Source organism: bacterium (assembly GCA_022763185.1).
In the GTDB taxonomy this organism is placed as follows: domain Bacteria; phylum Bdellovibrionota_G; class JALEGL01; order JALEGL01; family JALEGL01; genus JALEGL01.
Genome location: JALEGL010000003.1, coordinates 1 through 26,040 on the forward strand (window position 1 = coordinate 1; position 26,040 = coordinate 26,040).

At 36.1% G+C, this 26,040-nt stretch carries 17 protein-coding genes; 4 read left to right on the forward strand and 13 right to left on the reverse strand.

From position 1 onward, the window contains the following. Positions 1-224: 224 nt before the first annotated feature. From MRY82_00390 to MRY82_00410, 5 genes are all read right to left on the reverse strand, one after another. A complete protein-coding gene (locus tag MRY82_00390; GenBank protein MCI5071387.1) occupies positions 225-2,210 on the reverse strand; it encodes a glycosyltransferase family 2 protein in 1,986 nt (661 codons plus the stop codon). 25 nt (positions 2,211-2,235) lie between these two features. Beyond that, positions 2,236-3,636, reverse strand: a complete 1,401-nt coding sequence (locus tag MRY82_00395; GenBank protein MCI5071388.1) for a radical SAM protein — start codon at positions 3,634-3,636, stop codon at positions 2,236-2,238. 93 nt (positions 3,637-3,729) lie between these two features. Continuing rightward, positions 3,730-5,124 (reverse strand): ABC transporter ATP-binding protein, encoded by a 1,395-nt coding sequence (locus MRY82_00400; GenBank protein MCI5071389.1) that lies wholly within the window; start codon positions 5,122-5,124, stop codon positions 3,730-3,732. Continuing rightward, complete coding sequence (locus MRY82_00405) at positions 5,124-5,891, reverse strand: ABC transporter permease (GenBank protein MCI5071390.1); 768 nt, start codon at positions 5,889-5,891, stop codon at positions 5,124-5,126. Before MRY82_00405 ends, MRY82_00400 begins: the two co-directional genes overlap by 1 nt. 34 nt (positions 5,892-5,925) lie before the next feature. After that, positions 5,926-6,891, reverse strand: coding sequence for a glycosyltransferase (locus MRY82_00410; GenBank protein MCI5071391.1), 966 nt, complete (start codon positions 6,889-6,891; stop codon positions 5,926-5,928). Positions 6,892-7,007: 116 nt separating this feature from the next. Between MRY82_00410 and MRY82_00415 the strand changes: the two genes are divergently transcribed. Then, positions 7,008-8,450, forward strand: a complete 1,443-nt coding sequence (locus MRY82_00415; GenBank protein MCI5071392.1) for a glycosyltransferase family 39 protein — start codon at positions 7,008-7,010, stop codon at positions 8,448-8,450. A gap of 15 nt (positions 8,451-8,465) precedes the next feature. On the opposite strand, the gene MRY82_00420 is transcribed toward MRY82_00415, so the two are convergent. Genes MRY82_00420 through MRY82_00430 form a run of 3 tightly spaced genes read right to left on the reverse strand, consistent with a single transcriptional unit; the run spans position 8,466 to position 12,190 of the window. Then, positions 8,466-9,866, reverse strand: a complete 1,401-nt coding sequence (locus MRY82_00420; GenBank protein MCI5071393.1) for an FAD-dependent oxidoreductase — start codon at positions 9,864-9,866, stop codon at positions 8,466-8,468. Then, positions 9,859-10,917 (reverse strand): glycosyltransferase, encoded by a 1,059-nt coding sequence (locus MRY82_00425; GenBank protein MCI5071394.1) that lies wholly within the window; start codon positions 10,915-10,917, stop codon positions 9,859-9,861. The genes MRY82_00420 and MRY82_00425 overlap by 8 nt, the downstream gene beginning before the upstream one ends. A gap of 22 nt (positions 10,918-10,939) precedes the next feature. Continuing rightward, entirely contained in the window at positions 10,940-12,190 is a 1,251-nt protein-coding gene (locus tag MRY82_00430) for an outer membrane protein transport protein (protein ID MCI5071395.1), read from the reverse strand. A gap of 169 nt (positions 12,191-12,359) precedes the next feature. Here MRY82_00430 and MRY82_00435 point away from each other — a divergent pair, with 169 nt between their 5' ends. Next, on the forward strand, positions 12,360-14,420 hold the full coding sequence (locus tag MRY82_00435; protein MCI5071396.1) for a PilZ domain-containing protein: 2,061 nt from the start codon (positions 12,360-12,362) through the stop codon (positions 14,418-14,420). A 242-nt stretch (positions 14,421-14,662) separates the two neighbouring features. Beyond that, complete coding sequence (locus tag MRY82_00440) at positions 14,663-16,882, forward strand: sensor histidine kinase (GenBank protein MCI5071397.1); 2,220 nt, start codon at positions 14,663-14,665, stop codon at positions 16,880-16,882. 56 nt (positions 16,883-16,938) lie between these two features. Here MRY82_00440 and MRY82_00445 read toward each other — a convergent pair whose 3' ends face one another. Continuing rightward, the gene (locus MRY82_00445; GenBank protein MCI5071398.1) at positions 16,939-18,564 is read right to left on the reverse strand and encodes an FAD-binding oxidoreductase; all 1,626 of its coding nucleotides are present in this window, start codon (positions 18,562-18,564) and stop codon (positions 16,939-16,941) included. A 187-nt stretch (positions 18,565-18,751) separates the two neighbouring features. Here MRY82_00445 and MRY82_00450 point away from each other — a divergent pair, with 187 nt between their 5' ends. After that, positions 18,752-22,003, forward strand: a complete 3,252-nt coding sequence (locus MRY82_00450; protein ID MCI5071399.1) for an ATP-binding protein — start codon at positions 18,752-18,754, stop codon at positions 22,001-22,003. Positions 22,004-22,093: 90 nt separating this feature from the next. On the opposite strand, the gene MRY82_00455 is transcribed toward MRY82_00450, so the two are convergent. The 4 genes from MRY82_00455 to rsfS all read right to left on the reverse strand — a co-directional run bounded on the left by MRY82_00455 (position 22,094) and on the right by rsfS (position 26,035). Continuing rightward, the gene (locus tag MRY82_00455) at positions 22,094-23,122 is read right to left on the reverse strand and encodes a hypothetical protein (GenBank protein ID MCI5071400.1); all 1,029 of its coding nucleotides are present in this window, start codon (positions 23,120-23,122) and stop codon (positions 22,094-22,096) included. Positions 23,123-23,464: 342 nt separating this feature from the next. Further along, positions 23,465-24,796 carry a sigma-54 dependent transcriptional regulator gene (locus tag MRY82_00460; protein ID MCI5071401.1) on the reverse strand — a complete coding sequence of 444 codons (1,332 nt, stop codon included), beginning with the start codon at positions 24,794-24,796 and terminating at the stop codon, positions 23,465-23,467. A 268-nt stretch (positions 24,797-25,064) separates the two neighbouring features. Beyond that, the gene (locus MRY82_00465; protein ID MCI5071402.1) at positions 25,065-25,490 is read right to left on the reverse strand and encodes a 23S rRNA (pseudouridine(1915)-N(3))-methyltransferase RlmH; all 426 of its coding nucleotides are present in this window, start codon (positions 25,488-25,490) and stop codon (positions 25,065-25,067) included. A gap of 122 nt (positions 25,491-25,612) precedes the next feature. Then, on the reverse strand, positions 25,613-26,035 hold the full coding sequence (gene rsfS, locus MRY82_00470; GenBank protein MCI5071403.1) for a ribosome silencing factor: 423 nt from the start codon (positions 26,033-26,035) through the stop codon (positions 25,613-25,615). Positions 26,036-26,040: the final 5 nt, after the last annotated feature.

Here is a 26,040-nt window from a genome sequence, read left to right on the forward strand (position 1 = left end):
AAGAATTTCAGTACAATTTAGATTTTATTTTTTACTCAAAATGTGGGTAGTCGGAATCGAACCTGCGGTTCGCCTCGTTACAAGCACATGGTTCAAAGGCTCCCTTGGTCGCATTTTCACGTGTGCTTTGTACACTCGGTGTCTCTGGGCACCACTCTGCTTCGCTAAAGCTTCGTTGGGCTTTGCCATAAGGCTGTTTTTTAATAGCTCTGAATTGAGTTTCATTACATATGGCGTTTGGTGCCATACCATTGACTGCCGCCATGGTCTAAATGTAATAGTGTGATTTCTTTGGCGATGGTTGGTTTTTCGCAACGCTTGCTGATATCTTCAGCAAAAAAAGCATCAGCTCCTTCAAAATTAGGTAAATCTTGATACGGAACCTTATGCAAGTAGTCGGTCTTAACCAACTGAAAAAAACCAACGGGTCTGCCTTTGGCTTCATCAATACGCAATTCACCAGAATCACTTTCAATAATACTTTTGTAATCGCGCTGAGGGTTGAGTTCAGCCAAGAGAATTTTTGCAGTCGTTTCTGGTGAGAGCATTTTCCTGGCATAGGCACCCACAAAACCATGCTGACTGTATTTTTCATCCAAAATTTTAAAAAGGTCAGGGGGCATGACTATATCGGCATCGGTTAATAACACTTTTTTGCCCTGTATGTATTGCGACGCAGAATTAATCATAAACCCTTTATGATGTTGTTTTGATGTGTGAAAGGGTAAACGAACAATCGATACTTTGGGATATGCCAGTTGTATGGAGTCAATTAGGTCGTCGGTTCCATCAAGACCGGGAACATAGCATACAAGAATTTGTAGTTTCTCAGTTGCATAATTTTGTGTACAAATGCTTTTTAATAACTGTTCTAGCCGACGAGAAAAACGAGTGCATACCACTACAACGGAGTAATCAATGTCTTGAGTCTTACTCATTATATTGCTTTCATCCCAATATCTGATTTGTTGAGTAATTAATGAACCTAGAACAGCTTTAGCAGCTAAACCTATGGTATTTTGAGAGCTGATTCTAGCGGGAGTGTGAAATTGTTTAGAAAATAGTGGGGCTATGATTTTATTGTCTCTTAGCAATGTATAGTTGCCATGTTTATCAATATAGAGTGATATCTCATGGGTCTCTTTTTCAGCTTGGCAAACAATATACTGTTGTTCATGAACATAAAAACCAATGAGCCTTGCAGTTCCAGAAAACTGAGCTTTAATTAATGATGGAGTGTTGGTGTTTGTAAGAACAGTACTTCTTTTGAAATTAAAAAAAATACTCCGCCACTCTATAGAACCATTCATTTTATCAAAATAACAATTTTGTATTTTATATTGAGATGAAGATATTTTTTTAAGCCTAGATTGTTCAGAGAGGATTTTTAAAGCAACATTATAATTGTTCTGAACCAAGGGGTATCTATGATTTTGGTAATGTTGCTGAGGCTCTATTTTTCGTAAGACTTTTATTCGCCTTGGTGTAAATAAAAACCATCGGCAAACTCTTTCAAAAAAGTGGGTTAAAAACTTAAAAAAGTCTTTTTGTTTTAATTTATTTACACGCGTTTTTGATGTTTTGACATACCTAAGAAGCTTAAACTGAGATTGATTGATATGACGTAAAAAATATTGTGCAAGCTTAGTGTCAGATGAATTATTTTGATAGGGCCAGCGTGCTTGGTATAAATTATTACACAGAGCTGCATTTTGATTATTGTGTAGATGAAAAGCAATGTTTTTTAAGTTTTTAAGATCAGGTAGAGGATGAGTATGGGTTGATGTGATATGGATATAGGCTTTAGATTGTTCTAATTGTGGTAAGTTTGGGTCTAATAGCTCAGTGCTGAGATTTAAAATGATGCGATCAATATTTTTTTTGTAATCTTGAGCATTGATTGCAGTGTTGAGATCTTTTTGATTGTTAATTATAGCTACAAAACGATGAAATTTTGAAATACTGTTTGCATGGTTTAATGCATTATCCACACTGGTATACAGTGTGCACGTAATGTTTAAATGCTCAGCACTGACAAAGAAAGGCTCTAATTTTTCTAAAATACCTTCATTGCATTGATCAACATTAAGATCAATATAACGAATAGGGTACTTTTTTAGAAAACTAAAAAGCGCCTTATCCCAACGAATCATTGAGAAATCAGGAGTCGCTAAAAAATCATCAAGCCGTATTTCAAATCGAGCAGACATGATATTTTACTTAATGAAGATAGGTTTAATTGTTGGGTAAAGCCCAAGCTTCATCTTCTTGCTCAACCCACTTTTGTTGTTCAGCAATAAAGGTGGTTGGATCAGTGACTTGATGATCAAGTAAAATAGCATTGGCTTCATCTGTACCAAACAAATCCGCATAGTCACCATGAAAACCGTCACAAATGGCTTTCACAGAGCAATCATTACATTTTGTACTGTATTGGTAGCCACAATGTAACTCAGCTCTTACCTTTGCATTGTTTCTATAGGCATCTTCTTTAGACTTCAGGTTCTGTGTAAAATAGGTCAGTACTCGATAGGCTTTTTGCGCAAGTGCACCGATAACTGGAATTGCAGCTACCTTTGCAGCCAAGTCTACATTTTTAGATACAATTCTTTCACTTCCCAAGTGGAAAGGCTCAGAAGTATTGCCGCCTTTCATTCTTTGTGGTTGCAAACCGGTCCAGTTCCATGAGGCATAGTCCCATTCGTGATGGTCATACGGAAGTTGCTGAAAATTGTACATGGACTTTAAATGTCTACGTTCGGTCATGCATAATGGGTAATAGCGGACATTGGCTTCAACCTTGTTTTCATCCAATATATCCAAAGCTTGGTTTAATTTGGGCATGATATCAGAATATTTGGGTACATTGTAAGCTGAGCGTTTGCCATCTTTGGCTTGGTCTTCAAAGGGATTAAAAGCCAAGAAGTTAACAACACTAGCGCCTGTTTTAACGGCCAATTCAGCAATCTGGGGTAGTTGATTGATCACAGGTTTTGACAATACGCAATTAAATCTAAAAGGTATTCCCACTTCTTGTAAGTTTTTTAAAGCCCGCATTTGTTTTTCATGAGCGCCAGGCATTTGGACCACTCTATCATGCACATCGCCAATGCCGTGCACACTGACCAAAAAGTCTCTTAGTCCCGCATCCTTATAAGCTTGGCATTTTTCCTTTTTCTCTAAAACCAAAGCATTGGTAATCAGCGTTGGATAAAGTCCAATAGACTGGCAGTAGGTGACAAAGGGCAAAATATCTTTCCAAATGGTAGGCTCCCCACCTTGAATATCAATGGCATTATTGCCATACAAATTGACCATGGTGTCAGCTATTTTTTTAGCTTTTTCCAAACTCATGAAGGGGTGTTCAGGGTGTGTTCTAATTTCAATACGATCAAGAAAGTAACAAAAATGACAACGAAGGTTACAGGTTTGCCCCAGCCACATCACACCTCTCTTAGTAATGGTTCTGTGAGGCGTTTGTTTGAGTTTAGGAGTTGGGGCCTTGTTATCTGTATGAGCTAGTTTTAAGGCACGAGCTAAGGCAGACTGAGGGTCTTTTTCATCAGGACTGACATCCATTGAAATTAAGTTTGAAGTTTTGCGACTGGGAGACTTTTTATCTAATTTTGAAAGCATTTGTACATACTATACTAAAAAATTTGTTGTTAAAACTTTTGTACAGCTTTTTAAATCTTTTGCATATATGGGCGAAGGCTATATTGAGAAAATCTAGTGTTCATGGGGGTGGATTTTTATGCTGCCATCAAAAAAAAGCAAAGTTTGATTGCATTTATCTGTCTCTTGATTGAAATGTAAAAACTGTAATACTGAGCTATTGAGCTCTTTTGAAGTGATTAGAGCAGAAGCTTGAGTTGGAAGCCCGTCTTTTTTATGTATAGTGATGGATTGTTGAGTTTCTTTATGGATTGCTGAGACTGTATTTGATGTTCCATGTTCTAATGAGCTCAGAAGTAGCCAATTATCCCAAGATTCTTGCTTTTGAGCAAATGTTCCGGTTTCTTGGCCCACCAACCAGTTGGTAAAATCTGGAGATAGCATGCAACTGAGTTGAATTTCACTCCAGCGACAATTTTTTTCAAAATCAAGCTCAACTTTAACATTAAAAGTGTTTTCATCAATGACCGTGATTGTCCAAGTTTGTTTTATGGGCAAACGGCGCATTTTACCTTTAAGAACCATTTGATTGTGTGTTTGCTGATGTAACTCCCAAAGACACTGATCAGAATCATGCCAGGTTTTGTAGGCATAAATAGAGGTGTAGATACCAAATACTTTTGTTAAGATTGCATTGTGATGAATAATACTTACGTTGCCGGCATTGAAGTACAATTTTAGATTGTCCATTGTTATGGCATAGTTTGATCTGTCATCTCCACAGAGCTGGATGTAGTGAGCAACAACAGAGGAAGCTGGGCCATTGGCTAAAATTTGACTATCATTGATAAGAATTGCACGGTCACATAAACCACTGACCAAAGATAAATCATGCGAAACAAATAAAATAGTGCAGCCCTGTTCTTTAAGTTTTACAATTGTGTCAATACATTGCGCTTGAAACGTAATATCACCAACAGCCAAAGCTTCATCAATGACTAATATTTCAGGATGGCAATGAACAGCAATGGCAAAACCCAAACGGACGGCCATACCGCTAGAGTACTGATATAAAGCTTGATCTATGCTATCTTCAATGCCGGAATAAGAAATAATATCTTCAATGATAGTTTCAGTTTGAGTACGTGTTAATCCATTAAGTGCTGCATTTAAATAAATATTTTCTCTTCCCGATAGCAAGGGACTAAAACCAGCGCCCACTTCCAATAGACTAATTATTTTACCTTTGGTTTCAACTGTGCCGGAGTTGGCTTGGGTAACACCTGTGATTATTTTAAGCAGAGTACTTTTTCCAGAACCATTTTTACCGATAATAGCAAAAGTCTCACCCTTATTTACTTCAAAAGAAATGTTATCTAAAACCACGTGATCCACTGAAGGTTGCTTAAAAAAAATAGACTTGATCATGTCTAAAACCAATGAATAGCTAGTGCTTGAAATGGAGAAGCGCTTACTTAAGTTATGTATAGTTACAACAGGAGAAGGCATTATTTTACATAGTCCGCAATCAGAGGGTTTTTGGTTTTATGGACAAATTTAGCTAGAATAAGCATGATGCTTGTCCATACAACAAGGATAAGCATTTTTTTCTGATCAAAAGAGAGGTCAGGTAAAAAAATAAAACGATGTAAATCAATGTAAATGATGGCAGGATTAAGAAAAGCCAACAGTTGCAGTTTTTTAGGCATAGAATCCAGAGTGTAAAAAATGGGTGTTGCATAAAATAATATAAAAACGCCAAGTTCAGCAATGGGACCTATGTCACGATAATAAGCAAACAGGTAGCCTAAAATAATACTGATGCAAGCACAGAAGGTGATTTGAAAAATTAGTAACAAAGGAATAAGGAGTAACTTGTGTGCAGCCAAGGGATATCCCAAAGCGAGTCCAAAAATGATAAGAATCAATAGAGAAATAGTATAACTTAATGCATGCGTGCTGGTCACAGATAAAGGTAACAGTACTCTAGGAAAAGCAATTTTTTTAATCAGGTTGGCATTGTTGGCCATAACATAAACACCCTCATTGACTGAAAAGGAAATAAAGAACCATGGAACCAGACCACTGATAAGATAGAGTGGGTAGTGAGGAATGTTCATGGGCATGAAAAATTGAAAAATAACATAAAAGGTTGCCATGGTTACAAAAGGAACCAAAAGCATCCAAAGCATGCCAAAGTACGACTCTTTGTATTTGCTTTTAAGGTTCTTAAGGCTTAAAAAGTAAAGCAGCTCCATATGTTGTTTTTTAATCAAGGTGTGCAAACTATACAATTGTAGAAATTATGCTTCAATGATTCAATGGTTTTTTTGCAAAGATTTTCTCATACCATCGACCCAATTGGTAAAAGGTATGGGTTAAAACTTCTAAAAATGGAAATATCATTTTATCAAGTAAGGATAGGTTTTTGTTGGAGAAGTCTTTAAAGCACTTTTTAATGATGGACCACAGGGTTAAGAATACTTTTTTCGGTTCAAAAATGGTTTTGCTGGTCACGTGTTCCGTATTGTAGTGTTCATGGATTTTTGCGCATCGGTAGGCGCCACGCCCTGAAATAAAAAAAAGTTTGAACAATAAGTATAAGCTCTGTCTATGATGGTGAAGGACTAAAGCGTCTTCGTTATAAAAGAAGCGGTACCCTTTTTGGCGCAATCGAAAGCCTAAATCCATATCGTCTCCAGCAGGAAAGCGAAATTCTTCATTAAAACCATTGATGTCATCTAGAGCTGATTTTTTAAATGCACAGTTGGCGGTGCATATATAAGACAAGCTACCATCTTCGGAAAAGTGGTGCGCATGGAGATGTTGGACATGGTTTAAATAACGTTCACTGATGCTTTTGGGAGAAACTGCTAGGGTGAGGCCGGCAACACCATCGGCATTGTTGTTTAGTAAAGGTTTAAGAATTTCTTCCAGCCAGTTGTCCTGTGGTAGAGCATCGTCATCTAAAAAAGCAATATAACGACCTTGGGCATGTCTTAAGCCATGATTTCTTGCGGTAGCCGGCCCTGAGTTTTTTTGTTTTAAAAAAGTAAAGGGAAAATTAAAGCTAAACTGTTGCAACATGGTTTCTTTTTCAACTATATTGGGAGAGCCATCATCCACAACAATGACTTCAAAATTAGGTTTATACTGGTTTTGATCCGAGCTGATGCTAATGATTTGCTGTAAAAGCTTTTCTAATAGATGGGTGCGTTTGTAGCTCGGAATAATAATAGAAAGTTCAATGGTGGATTTAGCTTTTTCCTCAGGCATGATTTCTACGCTCTTTTTAACATATTCGTCCAATATCATTTAATGAAAAACAATATTGTTTAAAAATATGTTTTAGAGGTTTTGCATTCCAATCATAATAGAGTAAGTTTTAAACCATGACACAAAGGTTGTTTGTTATTGTCGTTGCATTTATTGGTCTCCTGGGCTTCTTGATTCGGTTTTTTATGTCCATAGACCCTAGTATTTGGGCCGATGAAGGGCAACACGTGTGGATAGTTGGGGTTAACCATTGGTATGAAATGAGAAAGGTTTATGAAACCACAGCACATGATCAACCTTTTGGCTTATACATTGCCTTGTATATATGGAAAAATATATTCAGTTGGAGTCAGGTATCCATGCGCTGTTTCTCTGCATTTTTTTCTGCAGCCAGTATTCCATTGATAGCCAGATACAGCCATAAATTATTGGGGGATAAAATGATAACGCTTTTTACGGCCAGTTTGTTATGTTTTTCTCCTCTATCCATCCGATACGGTTACGATGTAACGCCATATGCTTTGGTCCAGTTTTTAGCAGTCATATCAACAGGTCAGTTTCTATTGGCCATTAAAAATAAAAACTATGGCTTCACCATGTCGCATGTTTTGGTCAACATGTGTTTATTGAATGTGCATTATTTTTCGTACTTCTTTGTTTTTGCACAAGTGCTGATATTTTTGATGTATTCCTACAAAAATACTTGGCAAAAAAAATTGACTGCTTTGGTCTACCCGTGCATGTTTTATGTATTTGCATCCATACCTATGTTTCTTTTGTTTGATCCCACCATTGCGAAGGGCAATCACTGGTGGATTGGTTTAGAAAATAGAAGCAGTATAGAAGTGTTCAGTAATCTTGTATTATACCAAGACCTTTTGGCCTGGGGGGTGTTGGCAACAGGCCTGATTTTTTTAGTTAAAAAGCAATTTTTTGAACAAGAAAAACCAAATTTATCTATGGTTTATCCTTTGCTGGGAATCAATGCAGTCATGGTTTTTATAGTTTATGTTGCAGGGCTCATCGCATGGAAGGTGTCAGGAAATGAGCGCTATTATATTGCACTCTTACCCAGTATCATATTGATTTTCTCGATTGTACTGGGCTTGATACCCAAGCAAAAGATTAAATACGCTATGTTTGCACTGCTTGTTGGGCTGTTTGTATACGATGCCTATAAGAGTCTTCCACGTCAAAACTATCAAGATTTTGATTCAGCCATGCATTTTATAAAAAAAGATGATTTGAACAGTCAAGGTGTTCAAAAAGTTATGTTTATTCCAGAATGCTGTCGCTGGGGGATATATTATTACCAAGCTCAGAAAAATCTCCAACTTAAAAACACGGTTCTCCCTTTAGCAAACTTTATCAACAATGAAGACCAAAGGTATGCCTTCATACAAAAACTTAAGGCAGAGGGCTATCAAAGAATGTATACGGTCTTGTATTATGAAAGTTTAAAGCATAAACACCTGTTGATGGATACAATGAAACAGCATGGACAAATAATCACCGAACGAAGTTTTCATGGTGTGTGTGTATTGATTCACACACTCTAAACTTGCAGTGCTGGCCTATTCAGGAATGATGTTGGGTCTGCCGTATTGATCATAGCTTTGTTGACTCGTTTCAAGCGTATGAACATTTTTTTCTTCTAAATAGTTCTCTATGTGCTTACTTGCTTCTAAAGCACTCTCATGCGTGCGTTCGAGCATTCTGTACTGAAAGGTTCCTGTTCTGCCCGCAATAAAAAGATTACTTACCGGGGTGTGGTGATGAATATCAGAAAAGACCTGTTTATTTTTTTGACTGAGCACAGGATAGGCTTGCGGACTTCTATTGAGAGATAGGCTGATAATTTTATCACGGTCTAGGCCATAAATTTTTTGCAAATCAGTAAAGCACTCTTCTAAAAGCTCTTCTTTGCTCATCTTAAAAATAGCATCTGTTTCCTGACAAGCAAACTCAACAGCAATAAGAGTTTTGTCTTTGGGTGCCATGTGGGCTAAGGCATTTTTAAACTCACTGACCCTGTAAAAAGAATATTTTTCTTCTGGAAACCATGACCAGAGGCCGTCTAGCACTTTTTTTTGTTGCAGCTTAATGAATAATATAACAATGCCTCTGTAGTGTAATTTGTCCCAATCAGTTGTAATAGCATTTTTTTTAAGGTGTTCTGCTAAATGATGAATAGGAATAGTGCTTAGATAAGCATCCGCCACTATTTTTTTACTGTTCACAGTGGCAGAGGTAATTGTTTTATCATCAATATCCAAATCTTCTAATGTATGGTTAAGATGAACATGAACGCCCGGTGTATTGGCTAAAGTTTCAAAAATAAGCGCATTGGTTTTTTTTGGATAAACAATATAACGATCTTCTCTAAAATAGTCTTTGGTAATACCTTTTCTTACTTTGCGCATGATTTGATGTAAGATATATTTTATATTGGTAGGTAAAAGCCTGGAGGCAAAATCAAGTGACATGTCGTAAGCGGGCATACCCGCCCATTTTTCAATCAAGGGTTGCAAGACAGATTTAGAAAAATATTTACCGTAGTATTGATACAAATATTGCTGCAAGTTTTTTGCGCTGGGCTTAAAGTTTCTTAGGATCATGGCTGAGCCAGCGGAAATACAATACAAAGGGTTTTTAATAAAACCAAAAGGAAATTCGTAAAAACGATTTTTTACATACAAATGTTCATAGTACTTCACTTTAAAACATTGATCTAAAATGCCTATTTTCTTGGCCAAGCTTGAAAAAATAAAACGCGGGCCATTGTCATACATGAAGCCATCTTCATCTTTAAACGTGGCCGCTAGGCCTGCAATATGAGGGTTTTTTTCATAAACATCAACGTGATAGCCTTTTTTTGCCAGTTCACTTGCAGCAGCCAGTCCTGCCATACCAGCGCCAAAAATGGCAACAGTTTTTTTTGTTTGTGATTTTGAATCTGAAGAAAAATCAGCCATGGCTAATGCTATACGTGTTTTTTAAGTGTTCTGCTAATTTTGCGACACTTTGTTGTGTACTAGGCCAAGAAAACTGTAAATGTTTTGTACTTAATGAAGGGTCCTTAAGGTACATGAGACTTTTTTTTGCCATGTCTTCTTTGTGACTCAGCATGATCCATTCTCCAAGTTGGATATTTGACTCGCCAATGCATTGACCCAAAGTGGGTATACCCAGAGCAAGATACTCACAGAGTTTTAAGGACACTCTTGCATAATTGGCGGGACGGGGTGAAAGGTAAATATGCGCCAAGTCCAATTGTTTTAACCAACGTTTAACATCATCTTTTTGCAAAAAACCAGTAACAACAACATGTTCAGACAATCCACGTGTACTAATCAGATGTTTGGCAAGGCCTTCAAAGGGGCCACCGGCCAAAAGTATAAAATAAACATTTTTGTCATTGATATGGATGTGTTGCCACACATCCAAAATATTGGGTAAGTCCAGCATGCCTCCATGCGTGAAGGTACACATGTAGCCAATTAACTTGGCATCAGGGTTGATATGGTAACAATGCTTGATAAAGCATGGCTCGTCTTTAGCTTTATGCTGCCACTGCAGCAAGGTATCATCAATGGTCTGAGGTAAAAAATATGTTTTTTTATGGGGAGCATAATCAAGAATGGATTGGCTGTGTGATGTAACAATATGGGCTAACTTGGGACCCCATTTTTCTGATAACCTGACCATGTATTCAAAAAATTCAGACTTTTGCATGTCATGGTCTAGGTCATCCCAATCCACCCAAACATACTTTTGTCTGATGCGAGCAATGAGCATGCAGGCCAAGGTGATGGGGTTGAATTTTTGCACAAACAAAATATCATAGCCAGCACTTAAGCTCTGCCAAACAAAATGAAAAAGAGTTTGATGCGCTTTCTTCAGAGATTTTGGCGTGATAATTTTGGAAAAATGTGGTTTGAGGTACTGAACAATAAGATTAAATCTTACTGTGGAGCCGTGTTGAGGGCTTAAACTGTTTAGAGCTAAAATCCGCAGTTTAGGCATTCACACAACTCCACAGGTTAATTTATAGTTTGTAACCTAGGCCAAGAGAGACGGATTGAATGAAGCCTTTGTAGTTGCCATCAAGAGGGTTGATGCCGCCAGCTGTGGTGTCGCGCGCACCAAAACGGGCATTCCAGGTTAAACCAATATTAAGGTCTTTAAATTGATATGCAGCACCAGCCGATACTTCATGTGAGGCAATATCTGCAACTACGCGGTTTATGACCTCGTCAGGAATGGCTTCATTGAAATCTTTGGCATAGCCGGCTCTAACAGACAAGGCATCGGTTGCTTTGTAATCGGCACCAACATGGATGGTGTGTGTATTTTCCCAGTTTTGTGGCAATGTCTGGCTCAATGCTCCGTCATTGATGTCCACGGTGAATTCTTCAATGGCGTCATTTTTTTCAAACTGATAGGCCAAGCCAAAGGTTAATTTATCGGTAGGGTAAAAACCAAAACCAGCATTTAAGGTCATGGGAAGGGTTTGGCTCAAAGTAACATCGTTGTTGGTGCTGGTGGTTTGGGCTTCTATAGGTCCGCCGCTTGCAGTTTGGATGCTTCCATCTATGCCTCTTTCAACAACAGTGCGCAGATTGGCACCAAAAGACACATATTGAACAGGTTTGTAAAATAAACCAAAACTCGCTCCCAGCGCCCATCCGCTAACGTCAAGGTCTTCAATGGTGTCAAGAACAGTGCCGGGATTGTCTGGGTCTAGGTCTACCAGCTGACCTTTAAGTTGATTTTGTATTCTCACAATACGGAATCCGGCGCCTACGCTTAAACCAAAATTAGTTTTGTAAGCAAGCGTAGGAATAATTTCCATGGAATAGATCCTACCTTCATTTGGATGGGTGGGTACTGCAGAGTCAGACGGGTATTGACCGCCGTTACCATGCGGAAAAAACACCCCAACCCCAACATACAAGGGTTTAGCAATACTACTGACAAATGAAAATGCAGGCACAGGCAAAAATTCTCTTTCGGCGGTTTCAGTGCTCTCACCTTCGGGGGTAAACTCTAAATTGCTGATAAGCGAGTCTGCACCAATAAAAACATGATGTCCTTCTAGTTGAGTTATCCCAGCAGGGTTGTGATAAACAGCGGTTGCATCGTCAGCAATACCCACAAAAGCACCCCCCATACCAATGGCTTTTGGACCCACATTAACGGATTTGGACAGGCCGGTTGCATATCCAGCGTCAGTAATCAGGCAAAGGCATGAACAAGCCAAGATGAAGTGTTTAAGTAATGTATAGGTGTAATGCATGAGAAAACCTCCAAAAAATCAATGTTTGAAATGCAACAGTAAACAATAAATGCATGATGGCGCTAAATGACAATTGAAACAAGTATTTTTAGCAATTAAAATTTTTTGTTGGATTTGAGATTCGTTCACAAATTATATAAAAATTATGCTAGAATAAAGCACTTTTATTGTGATAAAACTTGTTAAATCAGATTCTAGAAATTACCCAAGGATAAAACTGCAAAAAAATGTGCAGGGAAAGATTTTAATTGGCCCAGAGACTGAGCTGGCCAAAATTATTGATCGTTCTCTGGGCGGATTCTCTATGCTAGCCAAGCCTGAATTGTTGAAAAAAGTAAGGCTCTATCAAAATGAATTGATGCTTGAATATCACGATCAGGTATTTAAAACGGCCATTAAAAACTATAGAAATGACAAAGGGGGTTATATTTATGGCCTTCAGTTGGTAGATTTTTCTGAAGAAAAAAGCTTATCTTTTAAAGATAACGAAGCGGATTGGGATTTGGTTGAAAATGCAGAAACCATTCAAAATATCTTTTCAGACTTAGCCTTTAAAGCTGCCAGTGCTTTGGTTAATGCTAAACAAGTTTCTGGGCAAAGTGTTTTAATTCCGCATCAGTATAATCAAGATGAGCACAGCATGACATTTGAGTTTTTAGAAAACAGCTATGGGCAAATGTCGCCGGGTAAATCTAATTTTAGCTTTCACTTATTTCAGACCTATCATAGTTTTGAAGGTCAGATTTTGCAAATGGATGATTCCATGGTCAAAGTAAAACTGCCCAAGAGCATTGCCCGGATGTTGCGCAGAGAAACAGAAAGGATTCTTCCTAAACAGTTCAAGGTAGGTTTGCAAGTGGAAATCAATACGCCATTTTTTGCGCAAGCGTACAAAGGAGAGATTTATGATATTTCAGAACATGGCCTGAGTATTTTAGATGCTGATAATGGAGAACTGTTTTTACCCATTGGCTATAAAATACAAAATGTTCAGCTAAAGCTTGAGAATGGTGATGTTATTGAGGGCCATGCTGAAGTGAGAGGCTCAAAGTGGATAGAAGACAAGCAGTGTTATGCGGTTGGCTTTCGTTTTAAACCCATAGATGATGCCAACACAACAAAATGGCATAATTTTATTTTAGAGTCCCGGTACCCACAAATGACCTTTGATTATCAAAGCAAAAGCGACCACAAAAAAATTTGGGATTTGTTTGCAAGAAGTGGACATTTAAATATTAATAAAAACAATAAAACATATACTCATATTCTAAACTTGACTAAGCGTACTTGGGAAAAACTATCTAAAACAGGTACTAAATGGTCTAAAAGAGCCATGATCAAAAAAGAAGGGCAAATTGTTGGACATATCCAGATGGATAGAATTTATCAGGATACCTGGTGTATTCACCATTTATCTATTGACCCTAAAGTATCAAAGTTGGTAGCCAGAGATATTTATGCTTTAACCACAGATGTCTTGCTTGCTGAAGGGGGTGAGTTTTTAGTTAGTTTTACTGAAGCAAATAAGCCGTGGAACCAACGCAGTTATTACGATTTTGTAGAGGATTATAGATATAAAGATCATAACGAACTTAAACACTATACAACAGTTGAGGTTTCAACTGGTATTGGTCAAGAAAAAAATAATGATATTATTTGCAGAATTGCAAATAGTTATGATCAAAAAAGAATTATTCGTTTTATCGAAATTTATATTTCAGAATTAGAAAAACGGGCTTGTTGTCTAAATAGCGAAAATTTAAAGTTAGAAAAAACTGCTAAAATATGGCGTAAAAATGATTTGCTTCGAGGAAGAGAGTTTGTTGTTGCATACAAGAAAAATCAACTTGTAGGCTTATCTGCGCTTGAATATGGTGAAAGTGGTTTGAATATTGTGGGTGTTTTAAATATGCTTTATGTCTTTAATCTAGACTTTGCTCAAGAGGAGTACAAAATTGAAGCTGTTGATGCAATGTTGCAAGAAGCGGCTGTTTTTTATAAAAGTACAGGTAGAAAAAAGTTTTTAGTTAATTTAGAAAAGGGTTTAGATATAGAAGAACTCAAAACAGAAAACTCTTTTTTAGCTGAGGCTGTTCGTTGGATTGCAAAAAAGGATATTCTTCCACGCTATCGATCATTTAGTCATTTGCTGTATGGTCATATTATTCTTAATAAAGAAAAAATCAGAAAAAGAATTTCTGATAAAAAGAAAGTTAAAAGAACCGATTAAAAAACCTGTCCAAAAAATGAACATGTGTCCAAATTGTATACATTGTTACAATATATCTAATTTATAGAATTTGTTGAAAAGCAAATTAAGATAGGTACTTTAGTTAAGTTGCTTTTTGGCATTACTTTTGCTTTTTTAGACCACTTGGTTTCTTAAGTCTTGGCTTAGATGTAAATATTACGTAAATAGGTTCTTGCATGATAAAAAGATTGATTTTTTTAACTTTTCTTACAACCTTGTGTTTGGTTTTTATTGCAAAAAATCAGCAGATAAATTTTAAAGCATATCATGTTAAATATACTATAGGTGATGATCCGACCTTTAAAAAAGAATACTACAGCGATGAAAGCTGGAAAAACTATAAAATTGGTGAAGCGTTAAAAAATCATAAAAAACCTTTTATATATTGGATAAGATTTAAATTTAATAATGATAAACCTTCTTTAAAACAGCCAGCAATTTCATTAGGCAAAATTGGAGATATCGATGAAGTTTATTTTAATGGTGAACTTATTGGATTTAATGGAAGTATTGAAGGTAAATCAAAATCCTATTACCATTATCCGAGACTGTATAGAATTCCAAAGCACTTATTGAAAAATAATAATATTGTTGCAATAAGAGCTAAGAAAAGTGGTATCTTGTCAGCAGGTATTCATTCTGGTCCAGTTGATTTTGGCGAATACGAAGATTTAAGAATTTCTACTGGCATTGTAAATTTTTTGTCACTTGGTTTGGGAATGATTCTTTGTTTTTTTAGTCTTATGGTAGGTTTGTATCATTTATATTTGTATTTTCGGATAAAAGAATATCGATATAATTTGGTTTACTTCTTTTTTTCACTTTTCTCAGCTGTTTTTATTTACTCTGCTGCATGGGGGTTTAATAATCACATCACTAATCCGAAGTTGATACCCCAAATACATGCTTTATCAGGAGTTTTGACCACGATTTTTTATTTAGTATTTGTAGTAAGATTTCTCAATTTAAAAATAAATTATTGGCACAAGTTAATTATTCAATTGCAGCTGATTATTGCAGGGGCATGTTTTTTTTATAATGATGTTGATCACATTGTAAGGATATATAGGGTATGGTTTTTCTTGGCATTATTTACGATTTTGTACGCAGGATATTTATTTATAGTGCATTACTATAATAACAACAGAAAAGATTTAAGAGTCTTAATTTATTCAATAGTCATAATGTTTTTGTGTGCTGGGTTTGACTCTTTGTATGGTTTTGTTGTTTTTTCAAGTTTTCAGCTTAGTGGAATAGGTATTTTTGCTTTAAACGTTGGTATAATATTTTCAGTGGCTCAAAAATTTACAACGAACTATTTAGAAGTTCAAAGAGAAGTCGAAGGGCATACACAAATAATGTATGAAAGGGCACAGCAAGTAGCGCATGACATCCGTTCGCCGTTAACGGCCTTGAATGTAGTATCGAAGGATTTGTCAGGTTTACCAGAGGGGTCTCGGGTTTTGCTGCGAGCATCTATTCAAAGGATACAAGATATTGCCAATAATCTAGTAAGCAAGAGTGAAGTGTATACTGAAGATACCGAGGGTATAGATGAACACAATACTTTAGAATCTGTATTGTTGTTGCCTGTAATAGAAGAGATAGTATCAGAGAAAAGGCATCAGCAAAGAAGTAAAGAAGGTGTGAATATTGTTTTAGATAGTGAACAAACTTATGGTTTGTTTGCTAAAGTAGATGAGCATACTTTAAAAAGAGTTCTTTCTAATTTGATTAATAATAGTGTAGAAGCCTTTGAAGGTTCTGGAGAGGTGGTTGTTCAAATTACTGAATGCTTAGATTCTGATGAGGTTTTAATTCTTGTCAAAGACAATGGCAGAGGAATTCCAAAAGATGTGTTGCCCAAGTTGGGTGAAAGAGGAGCCTCTTTTGGCAAAGAAGCCCATAAAGGTTCAGGATCAGGCTTAGGCTTGTATCATGCCAAAAGCAGTATAGAGCAATGGGGTGGGCGCTTTATAATAGATTCTGAAGAAGGTAATGGTACAGAAATTCAACTTTATCTGCCCAAAACAGACGCGCCAGACTGGTTTATACCAGCGATCAACTTGGAAGGTATTAAAACTATTATTATGTTGGATGATGATGAGTCAATTCATCAAGTGTGGGAAAAGCGTTTAAGCCCCTATACAGAGCAATATAACATAGAGTTAAAACATGCTAGATGTCCAGATGCATTTGAAAAGCTGGTGCAAGAGAGAGAAGGTTTGTTGTGTTTATGCGATTATGAGCTTTTGGGTTACAAAGAGACTGGTTTAGACCTGATTGAGCAGAATAAACTAGAAGATATGGCAATCCTGGTGACGAGCCGGTATGCTGAAGAAGCTGTGCAGGGACGCTGCAAAAAACTTGGTATAAAACTTATCCCAAAAACATCTGCGGATTTGGTGCCGTTTACACTAAAAGATAAAGAATCTACGTGATAAGTATTTATTTTTTCACTATAAATAGTTTTAACAGAAAGGTATTAGCTATAAAATCAACTTTTTTTATCAAAATCATATCGACCAGGAGACATGATTTTTGCTGGGTCAATTGTATTTTTAATTGTTTCTAAAAATTTTAAATAAGAGTCGTTGGGTTCAGGTAAGCTTTTCATTGATTGTATACCTAAGCGGTGAGGAAAGCATTTTTTTTCAATAAAAGCTTGTAGCATTTCATCATGACATCGCATTGCACGAGTATCTTCTCCCTCTTGTTCACGATCGTATACAATCACAGGTAGAAAATAAATTGATCTTGAGGATGGAAAAGTCATAGCAATTATAGGCTCATAACTATGCTTTGCCAAATAGTCTCTCATAAGATTAATAGATGACATAAGATCATTTTGAGTAAAGGGAACTGTAGGACAAAGCCATAGTGCGCCACATTTGTCACGTTCAGGATGAGGGTTGTCAGGTATAGGAAATCTTTTGCGCCAGTACATACCTTTAACACTTTTCTGTGTTGGATTTCCAAGAAATATTGAATCATTGTATAGTGTGTCGACAATGGATGCGATATCTTTTTTTGCTAGCCAATTTAAAGGTTTTTTAAAAATTGAACAGATTTGAGCAGTGGTTTTATTGATTGTAAAAAATCCTTTTGAATAGGGTTTTAAACGTTTCTTTATTAAAGCTTTATCAGCTTTTGCATGAGCTTTTGAAGCAGAGTAGATGCCAACTAAACCAAACCAATTGATTCCTTTAAATGGACCGCTGACTTTATCAAAAATCGATGAAGATAAAGGAGTTTTTTCTCCAGTTAAATCCCAAGGGTATTGTGTTTCCCAGGCTAAAAATTTATGCCGATTCCAGACAACTGCACTATAAGGTGAAATAACTCCTTCATCCATTAAATCGCGCAGTGTTTCTGATGCTTTTTCCAAGTCTTTATCAGATTGTAAAGTAAATAATACCACTTGAAAATGCGCTGGTTTTAAAGGGAGCCAAAAAGTTGCTTGAGTTACAATACCTAAGTTTGATTGAGTGAAAATACCATCAAATGCAGGTCCTACGCCGTATCGGTGAATGTTCGATGAAGTTGATTCTCCATAACGACCAAAGCCAGTATGTATAGTTTCTCCAGTAGGTAAAACGACTTTCATATTGCAGCAGTGTTGTAATCGATCTCCAAATGGACCACTGCTATCGCCACGCTCTACCATATTTCCAATTAAGCTAGCATCTGGAGAACCTCCAATAACGGAAAGGTAGCGTTTAGAATTTTTTTTCTTGAGATACTTTGAAACTTGGGAAAAGGTTACACCGGGTTCAACTGTTATATAGCCCAATTCATCGTTGTAATTGATGATTTTATCCATTTTACCAAGATCTACAAGAGTACAATTTGATTGAGGGGGTACAAACGAACCCAGTCCCCAATTTTTACCACGACTAACAGGGTAAATGGTTACGTTATTTTCTTTTGCTATTTCTACACATTGACGAACTTTTTCATGAGTATCAGGTTGAATGATTGCAGCAATAGATTGGTCAGTTTCAAAAGTTGTCTCTTCATAGCTTTTGATATTATCTTTATTTGTATGGACAAAAGTATCCCCTAAAAGATTTTTCCATTGTTCGCAAGCAGAGTCAAAATTAGACGTATTTTTAGTATTCATAACTCGTTCTTTATGGGGATGATAGTTCATATAAAGTGAGGATATTCTTGCTGCAAATTAAACTTAAATCAAGGTTTAAATAATTAAAGTAATAATTTGGATTTGAAAAGAAATAATGTAATAGTAAGTCAGTGATTTTGAATATGCTTTTTATACAATTCGATTTTATCTTTGTTTAGGGGCGGCAGTGAATTTTTTAAAAGCTATTTCTAATAAACTTATTCAGATTCAGTATAAATTAGCTATATTTTTGGGACCTTGGTTAGGGGTAATCTTAGCATTAATTTTAGTAGGACTTCTCTTTAAAACAACGATTCCATATGGTTTTAAAGTTCCGGGTACTAAGATAACTAATTCGTGGGAAGTAACATTTTCAGATCCAACAAAATGTAACGTTGAATGTGTTTGGAAAAAATTGGATGTTGTAGATAAATCTATTTTGAATAAATATAGAGGTTATTTAGGGTATCGAATGCAAGTCGATAGTGAAGTTGTTCCAAAAGTAAAGCAGTTGGCTCTTTTTCTGGGGCCAATTGGTGATATTGATGAGACTTACTGGAATGGAACTTTAATTGGTAAAACAGGTGTTTTTTTTCCAAATGGGCGATTTACGCACCATAAAAATCGTATATATGACGTTCCCAACCATACAATTTTAAATCAACCTTTTCAAACAATCATTTTGAAGGTTCAAAAAATTGCTGGACCTGGAATAGGACCATATCGTTTAGATCCACATATAGGAAATTCAAAAGACTTGCATATTCATACAAAAATAAGGAATTTTGGGAGTATAACGGGGATATGGGTTGGAGCTATTATTTTAATAGTTTTAGGTATCTATCATTTTATCTTATTTAAGAAATTACCAGCAAGACGTGATTATTTTTATACGGGTATGAGTTTAATTTTTACTGGAGTTTATGGTGTATGTGCAAGTTTTACTCCTTACATGCTAACGCCAAAACCAGGGTCGTTATTTCGTATTCACGCTATCAGTGGTTATTTTGCGATTGCATTTTTGATAGCATTTATTAGAGAGCACTTTTCTTTAAAAAGCCAGTTAATGAAATGGGCAAATATTATTGTTACAAGTATTTGTACAGTAACAAGCCTGATCATAGTTGACTTTGATCGAGGGATTTTAGTTTTTCAAGCTTGGTTTGGTTTTTTAATAGTGTTTTGTGTTTGGACACCTTGGATTTTTTGGAAGCATAGAAAGTTAGAGCAGGCTGTTACACATAAGGTATTGCGTATAGGTTTGTTTATATTTTGTTCAACAATCATTCATGACATGATGGTTACTTCAGGGTTGTTTAGAAGTAATCTAATATCTATATATGGAATGTTTGCATTTCTAGGTGGTATTGCTGTGATGTTAGCTCAAGAATTTGCTCTTAGATATGCTCATGTTGAAGAGCAAGTTGAATCGAGAACAAAAGACTTAGCTATTGCGATTGAACGCCTTAAAGATCTAGAGCAGATGAAGGATAAGTTTTTTGCTAATATATCGCATGATTTTAAGACACCAATTGCTGTAGCTATGGGGTCTTTAGAGGAGATTAAACGTGAGACTTTGCCCACAGAAACTGTGCAAAGGCGGGCTGTAATAGCTGCAGAGAGCAGCTTGAACAAACTACTTGCCATGGTTGGTGATCTTTTAGATGTCATAAAGGCGGAGTCTGGAACATTAAAAATGGAGTGGGCGAATGTTGATCCTGTTAAAGCTATAAAAGAGTGGATGCAGCCCTTTACCATTTTAGCCAACAAGAAAAATTTACAACTAAACCTTAAGAATCAACTAAAAGAATCTATTAAAATTCCTCTGGATGTGAATAAGTTTGAAAGAATCATGCAAAACTTGCTGTCCAATGCTCTAAAGTTTACCAACTACAGTAAAAATAGAGAAAACTTAATTGAGGTTCAGCTAAAGATGGATCAAGCGTGGTGCTATATTGAAGTCCACGATAGCGGCATGGGTATACCCGATGATGAAAAACCCATGGTTTTTGAGCGTTACTATCAAACAACAAAGACTTCTTTAAAACATCATGGCGGCTCTGGAATAGGATTATCATTTGTCAAAGAGATGATAGAAAATCACAATGGTACAATAACAGTTAAAGACTCTGACTATGGCGGTGTTAAATTTGTTATAGCCTTGCCTTTAAAACAAAATGTTGAAGTTACAGGAAATTACTTTGTAGGCAGTGAAGCCAACACATATGCAGAAACTTATACTGTTGAGTTTCCTAGGCACGCCCCCGAAAAACTTAATGAAAATTTATTCACCATTTTGGTAGCGGAAGACAATCCTGAGGTGGCCAATATTACTTTGGCCGCAATAGAAAAAGAATTTAATGTGTATATGGTTGAAAATGGTCAAGAGGCTTTTGAGTTTATTCAAAATCACTCTATAGATTGTTTGGTAACCGATATTGTTATGCCTGTGATGCGGGGTGAAGAGTTGGTAAAAAAAGTACGCGCTTACAACAAGACCAAAAACCTGCCCATTGTAGTATTAAGCTCGCAAAGTGATGAGAATACAGTTGTTGAGCTGATTAAAGATGGAGCCAATGATTATGTGACCAAGCCGTTTAAAAGAGAGATTTTGTTGGCCAGAGTTTTTGGTCAAATAGAAAAGCATAAAAGTTCTCAATGGATTGCCCAAAATGAAAAAGTGATTGAGCTGGGGATGCTAGCCAGTGGTATTGCCCATCAAATAAGAAATGGTTTACATGCCATGAAAAACCAAATTTCATATTATGAAAAAACAGCCCAAAGAATTGAGCAAAATATTCATGAATTGAGTGAAGAGCAGAGGCATAAAATCAAGACACGACTAGATCAGTGTAATGAGATGATGATGCGGGCATTAGATAGAATTGATTCTTTAACCGCTTCAGTGAATTCCTATGCTTTGGGTTCAAAACAAGCCATTGAAATTACTTTAAATGACTCCTTAACCTTAATGAAAGAATTATTGGCAGATAAAATTAAAAGTACAGCAATAAACATTGAATTGAATGTTGAAGAAAATCTTAAGTTTATAGGTTACACTTCATTCCATGAAGTCATTATTAATCTCTTTGTCAATGCTATGGATGCCTGCAAGCATGATGGTACGGGTAAGATAATTTTAAATGCTAAACAAGATGGCCAAGTGATTAAAATAGAGATTACAGATAATGGTACTGGAATAAAAAAAGATGCTCTAGATAGAATCTGGCAACCGTTTTTTACAACCAAAGATCCAGATAAAGGTACGGGTTTAGGTTTGTATATTGTGAGAGATATTATTCAAGGGCAACATGGTGGTAAGCTTAATGTTTATTCTGAGGGTGAAAACAAAGGAGCTAAATTTGTTATAGAGATTCCTAAAGTTGCTAAAGAAGCCACGCAAGATGCAAGTTTTGTCATGCATGGGCATGAAGTTTAAAATAAAAACTTTTACTATACTTAGCTTTTAAATTTTATGAAATGGTAAGGCTTATTAAAATTTTGATAGAGTTTATAAGGTATAATAAGTTTAGCATTTTTTAAATTCACCATAGATTTCCTGATCATCCAGTTCAATAAAGGTTACAAGTAGCTCTGTAAGTCTAAAGCAAGCAATGCATTGTTCTAACGTGATCCAGGGAATATGGCGTAATAATGTGCATGCTATATAAAAATGGTCTTCTCTTAAATTAGTTTCATGATGTTTTTGTACGCAGTCACCTGCAGTTTTAGTTTTGGGGTGTTGCCAAAAAATATCAGCAATAGGGTTGATCTCATTGAGAGAGGTGTCTTCAAAACGTTCTAGCAACATAATAAAGGCGGGAAAAAATACATCGTAGGAACTGGATAGTTTTAGTAAATCCATGGAAAGTTTTGTCCAAGTATTAACCGGCAGTTGATCCAAATTTTTACCAAGGCTGTTAAGTGCCATGAGTAAAATTTTATCATGGCCATTTTTACTGTGAATATAATTTTGCATAACCTCCTTAGTTGAGAAGCTTCTATTAAGTGCCGGCTTTAATGCATCATGGCACCTTGTTGTGACATAATGATTCAAGCGTAAAAATTTTTTAACCAAGTGCAAATACGACTCTTCATCAGTATTAATTAAATGGTTAAACTTATTAATGTAACTAAAACTGTTTTTACCAGATGAATGTTTTTTGACCCACTGTCGAACAATACTATACACATGTAAACTTGAGAACATGGTATGCTTTGAGTGATAATGGCATTGTCTCAGTGTTTTTTTAAGGTTAATCTCCCAAGATTTTTTTTTCAGGGCAAAAATATCATTTGAATGAATGGTTTTTTTAAACAACTGCTTTGTTAAATTATAGGGATTGGGTTTTTCAGAAATTAAATAAGAGCCTTTAAACAGTTGAGTGTTGTTTGGATAAATGTAGCACACTGGAAAGTGGGCGAGCTGTTTTAAAATATCATGTTCATTGTAACCTTGATCAATTTCAGCATGAATGTCTATCCATGGGGTTTGAATTTTAATATCATTATAGTTCTGCTCCATTGAAGCATCTTGATAAAGTTTATAGTTATACATGGTTTCCCCAGATGAAAAAAATAATGCACAGTAATAACGCTTTGTTGGGTATTTGTTGAGTCTTGCAACAGCTATTACTGTGCATGGTATTTATAGTGTTCTTGCGTCGCTTGCGACCTTAACCACTACTTTTTTTATTTTCATCCGTGACCTCCTCTTTAGTTTGGTAGATAATGCTCAATTAAAAGCAAGCATTGTGCCATTAAGAAAAGGTCTGAAATATATCTATATGTGTTTATTGTGCTGTTGTTTGTGTATGAATGTTTGTAAAACAAACACAAGTGGTTATAAACTGAACATGGTAAGCAGCAATGTGTTTACATTATACGTTTAAAAATAGTTTTACAGTTCTTCGCTACCCATATCCAAGCGTTTCATTCTTGAATATAAACTGGATCTTGAAATATTAAGTAGCTTGGCAGCCTCAGAGTAGTTTTTGTTGCTGTTATCAATAGCGCGCGTTATAAAATCACGTTCAAAGTCATCCAAAGCATCTTTAAATTCATTGACCGGTCTAGGTATTTGATGATGGTTTGTTACCATCATTAACTCACTGCGTATGCGTTTAGGAATATTATGGATACCCAGTTCATCTTCATCCGCTAACAGTAACATTTGTTCAAGGGTATGAAACAGCTGCCGGGCATTGCCTGGCCATGGATAAGCGGCCAACATGCCTTTGGCCTCAGCATTTATCCTTTTACCATCTGGATTTTTGTCGTTTTGATCTAGAAAATAATTGATCAATAAAGGAATATCTTCTGGTCGCTCTCTTAAAGGTGGAATTTCAATTTCAATAATATTGAGACGATAAAATAAATCTTCTCGGAATGTTTTTTGAGCAATCATTTCGTGCAGGTTCTCATTGCTGGCAGCGATGACTCGGAAATTAGAATGAATGATACGGTTGCCGCCAACACGTTCAAATTCTTTTTCTTGCAAGACACGCAATAGTTTTGCCTGTAAACTTAAGGGCATACAGCTAACTTCATCTAAAAATAAATTGCCTTGATCTGCAACTTCAAATTTCCCGCGTTTTAAATCAGTGGCGCCAGTAAAAGATCCTTTTTCATGGCCAAAAAAAGTAGATTCCATCAGTTCTGAAGGAACAGCAGCGCAGTTTACCGCAATAAAGGACTTTTTTTCTGACATGCGATGAATCATCCGTGCCATGACTTCTTTGCCAGTGCCGCTTTCACCTTGTATTAAGATATTGGCGGAGCTTGAAGCCGCTTTTTTTGCCAGTGTTCTTATTTTTTGAATACTTTGTGAGCGGCCAATAAATTCATAAGGTAGAGTGCTGTCATTTGCACAGTTGTCAATAGCTCTACATAAAGTAAATAAAAGATCTTCGCTTTGAAAAGGTTTTGAAACATAATCGAAGGCCCCTATTTTTAAGGCCTGAGAAATTTGTTCGGTTCGTGTTGAACCTGTGAGCATGAGTATGGGACAGTCTGGGGTTAACTGTATTAAATCAGGTAAGATATCCAGGCCATTGTTTTCTTGTAAGTGAATATCCAGTAAAATAGCACTGGGAGTGTTTTTGTCTAAATATTGGACGGATTCTTGATAGTTGCTTGCCCAGTCAACCGTATAATGTTGCTCTAATTCTAGCTTTAGAGAGTGATATATGAGTTTGTCATCATCAATGAGAAGGATTGTTTTTTTGTCCATATTTTGGACATATCCAGTTAAAAAAGTGTTGTCAACAAAGTTTTTTTTCTATTGAGTTAAAATAAGATGTGCGCGCTTTATAATCAGTGTTTGAAGTAAAGACAGCTTGATAGGTTTAAAAAAATCTTATACTTAATTGCTTTTTTGATGTCTTTGATGTTTGGATCAGACGAGAGTTTTTTTACTGAGTTTATCGTGCATGTATGAAGAGCCATTTTCATGCTTTGTTTAAAGCAACTTATGTGTCATTAGAATTGTATTGTTAGGCTTAACTGTGATGGTAGGGCGAATTGTTTAGTATGGTAAAAGCGCGGTAAATTTGCTCTGTTAATACCAATAAAGCAATACGGTGAGGAAGAGTCATTTTAGAAAGGCTTATGTATTCTTTAGTAAAGTTCTTTATATCTTTAGGCAAACCGTAAGACCCTCCTATGATAAAGTATAAGTCTTGAGTTGTGTGCTGATTAAGCTTATAGGCAAGCTTTTTTGAGCTTAACTCTTGGCCACTTTCATCCAAAGCAATGATATAAGCTTTTGTCATTTTCTTTTTAAATATATCACTCAAGCTTTTGTTTTCAGCGTAGCGTAATATTTCAAAGTCACAATAATGTTTCAGACGTTTTTGGTAAACATCAATCCAACTTTGCTCTGTTGCACTTGGCTTTTTTGAAAATGTGACGATTGTAATTTTCACAATTGATTCTGGTATGTTTAGATTTTAGATAAAAACACTTAATATTTTTGCTTATAAGCAATATGTTGCACAATCACCCAGTGTTGTTCAACAAAAAGTGAGTTGAGTTTTGAAAAACTGTCCTAATGTGCGGTCAGGAGAGCCGCATCATGAACTTTTTCATAAGGTACGTGTCCCCACAACTTATCAAAGTTGTAATGTTCACGGGCCTCTTCTAGAAAAATATGCACGACGACATCTCCAACATCCAACAATATCCATTGACCATTTTGATAGCCTTCTAAATGCTGACTCCCTTTTGGAAATTGCTTTAAAATGGCATCAGCCAAGCCTTGGGCATGGGTTGTCGATGTAGCACTCATCACCACAAAAAAATCGGCATAAGCAGAATGACCTTGAACATTAAATACTTTAAGATCCAATGCTTTTTGGTTAGATGCTATTTGCAGGACTTTTTTGGATTTGAGATCGGGTGAAAGAACAGACTGTTTTTGTTTTGTTGTTACTTTACTCAGAATATCTTTATTATAACAAAGATGATGCATATGAA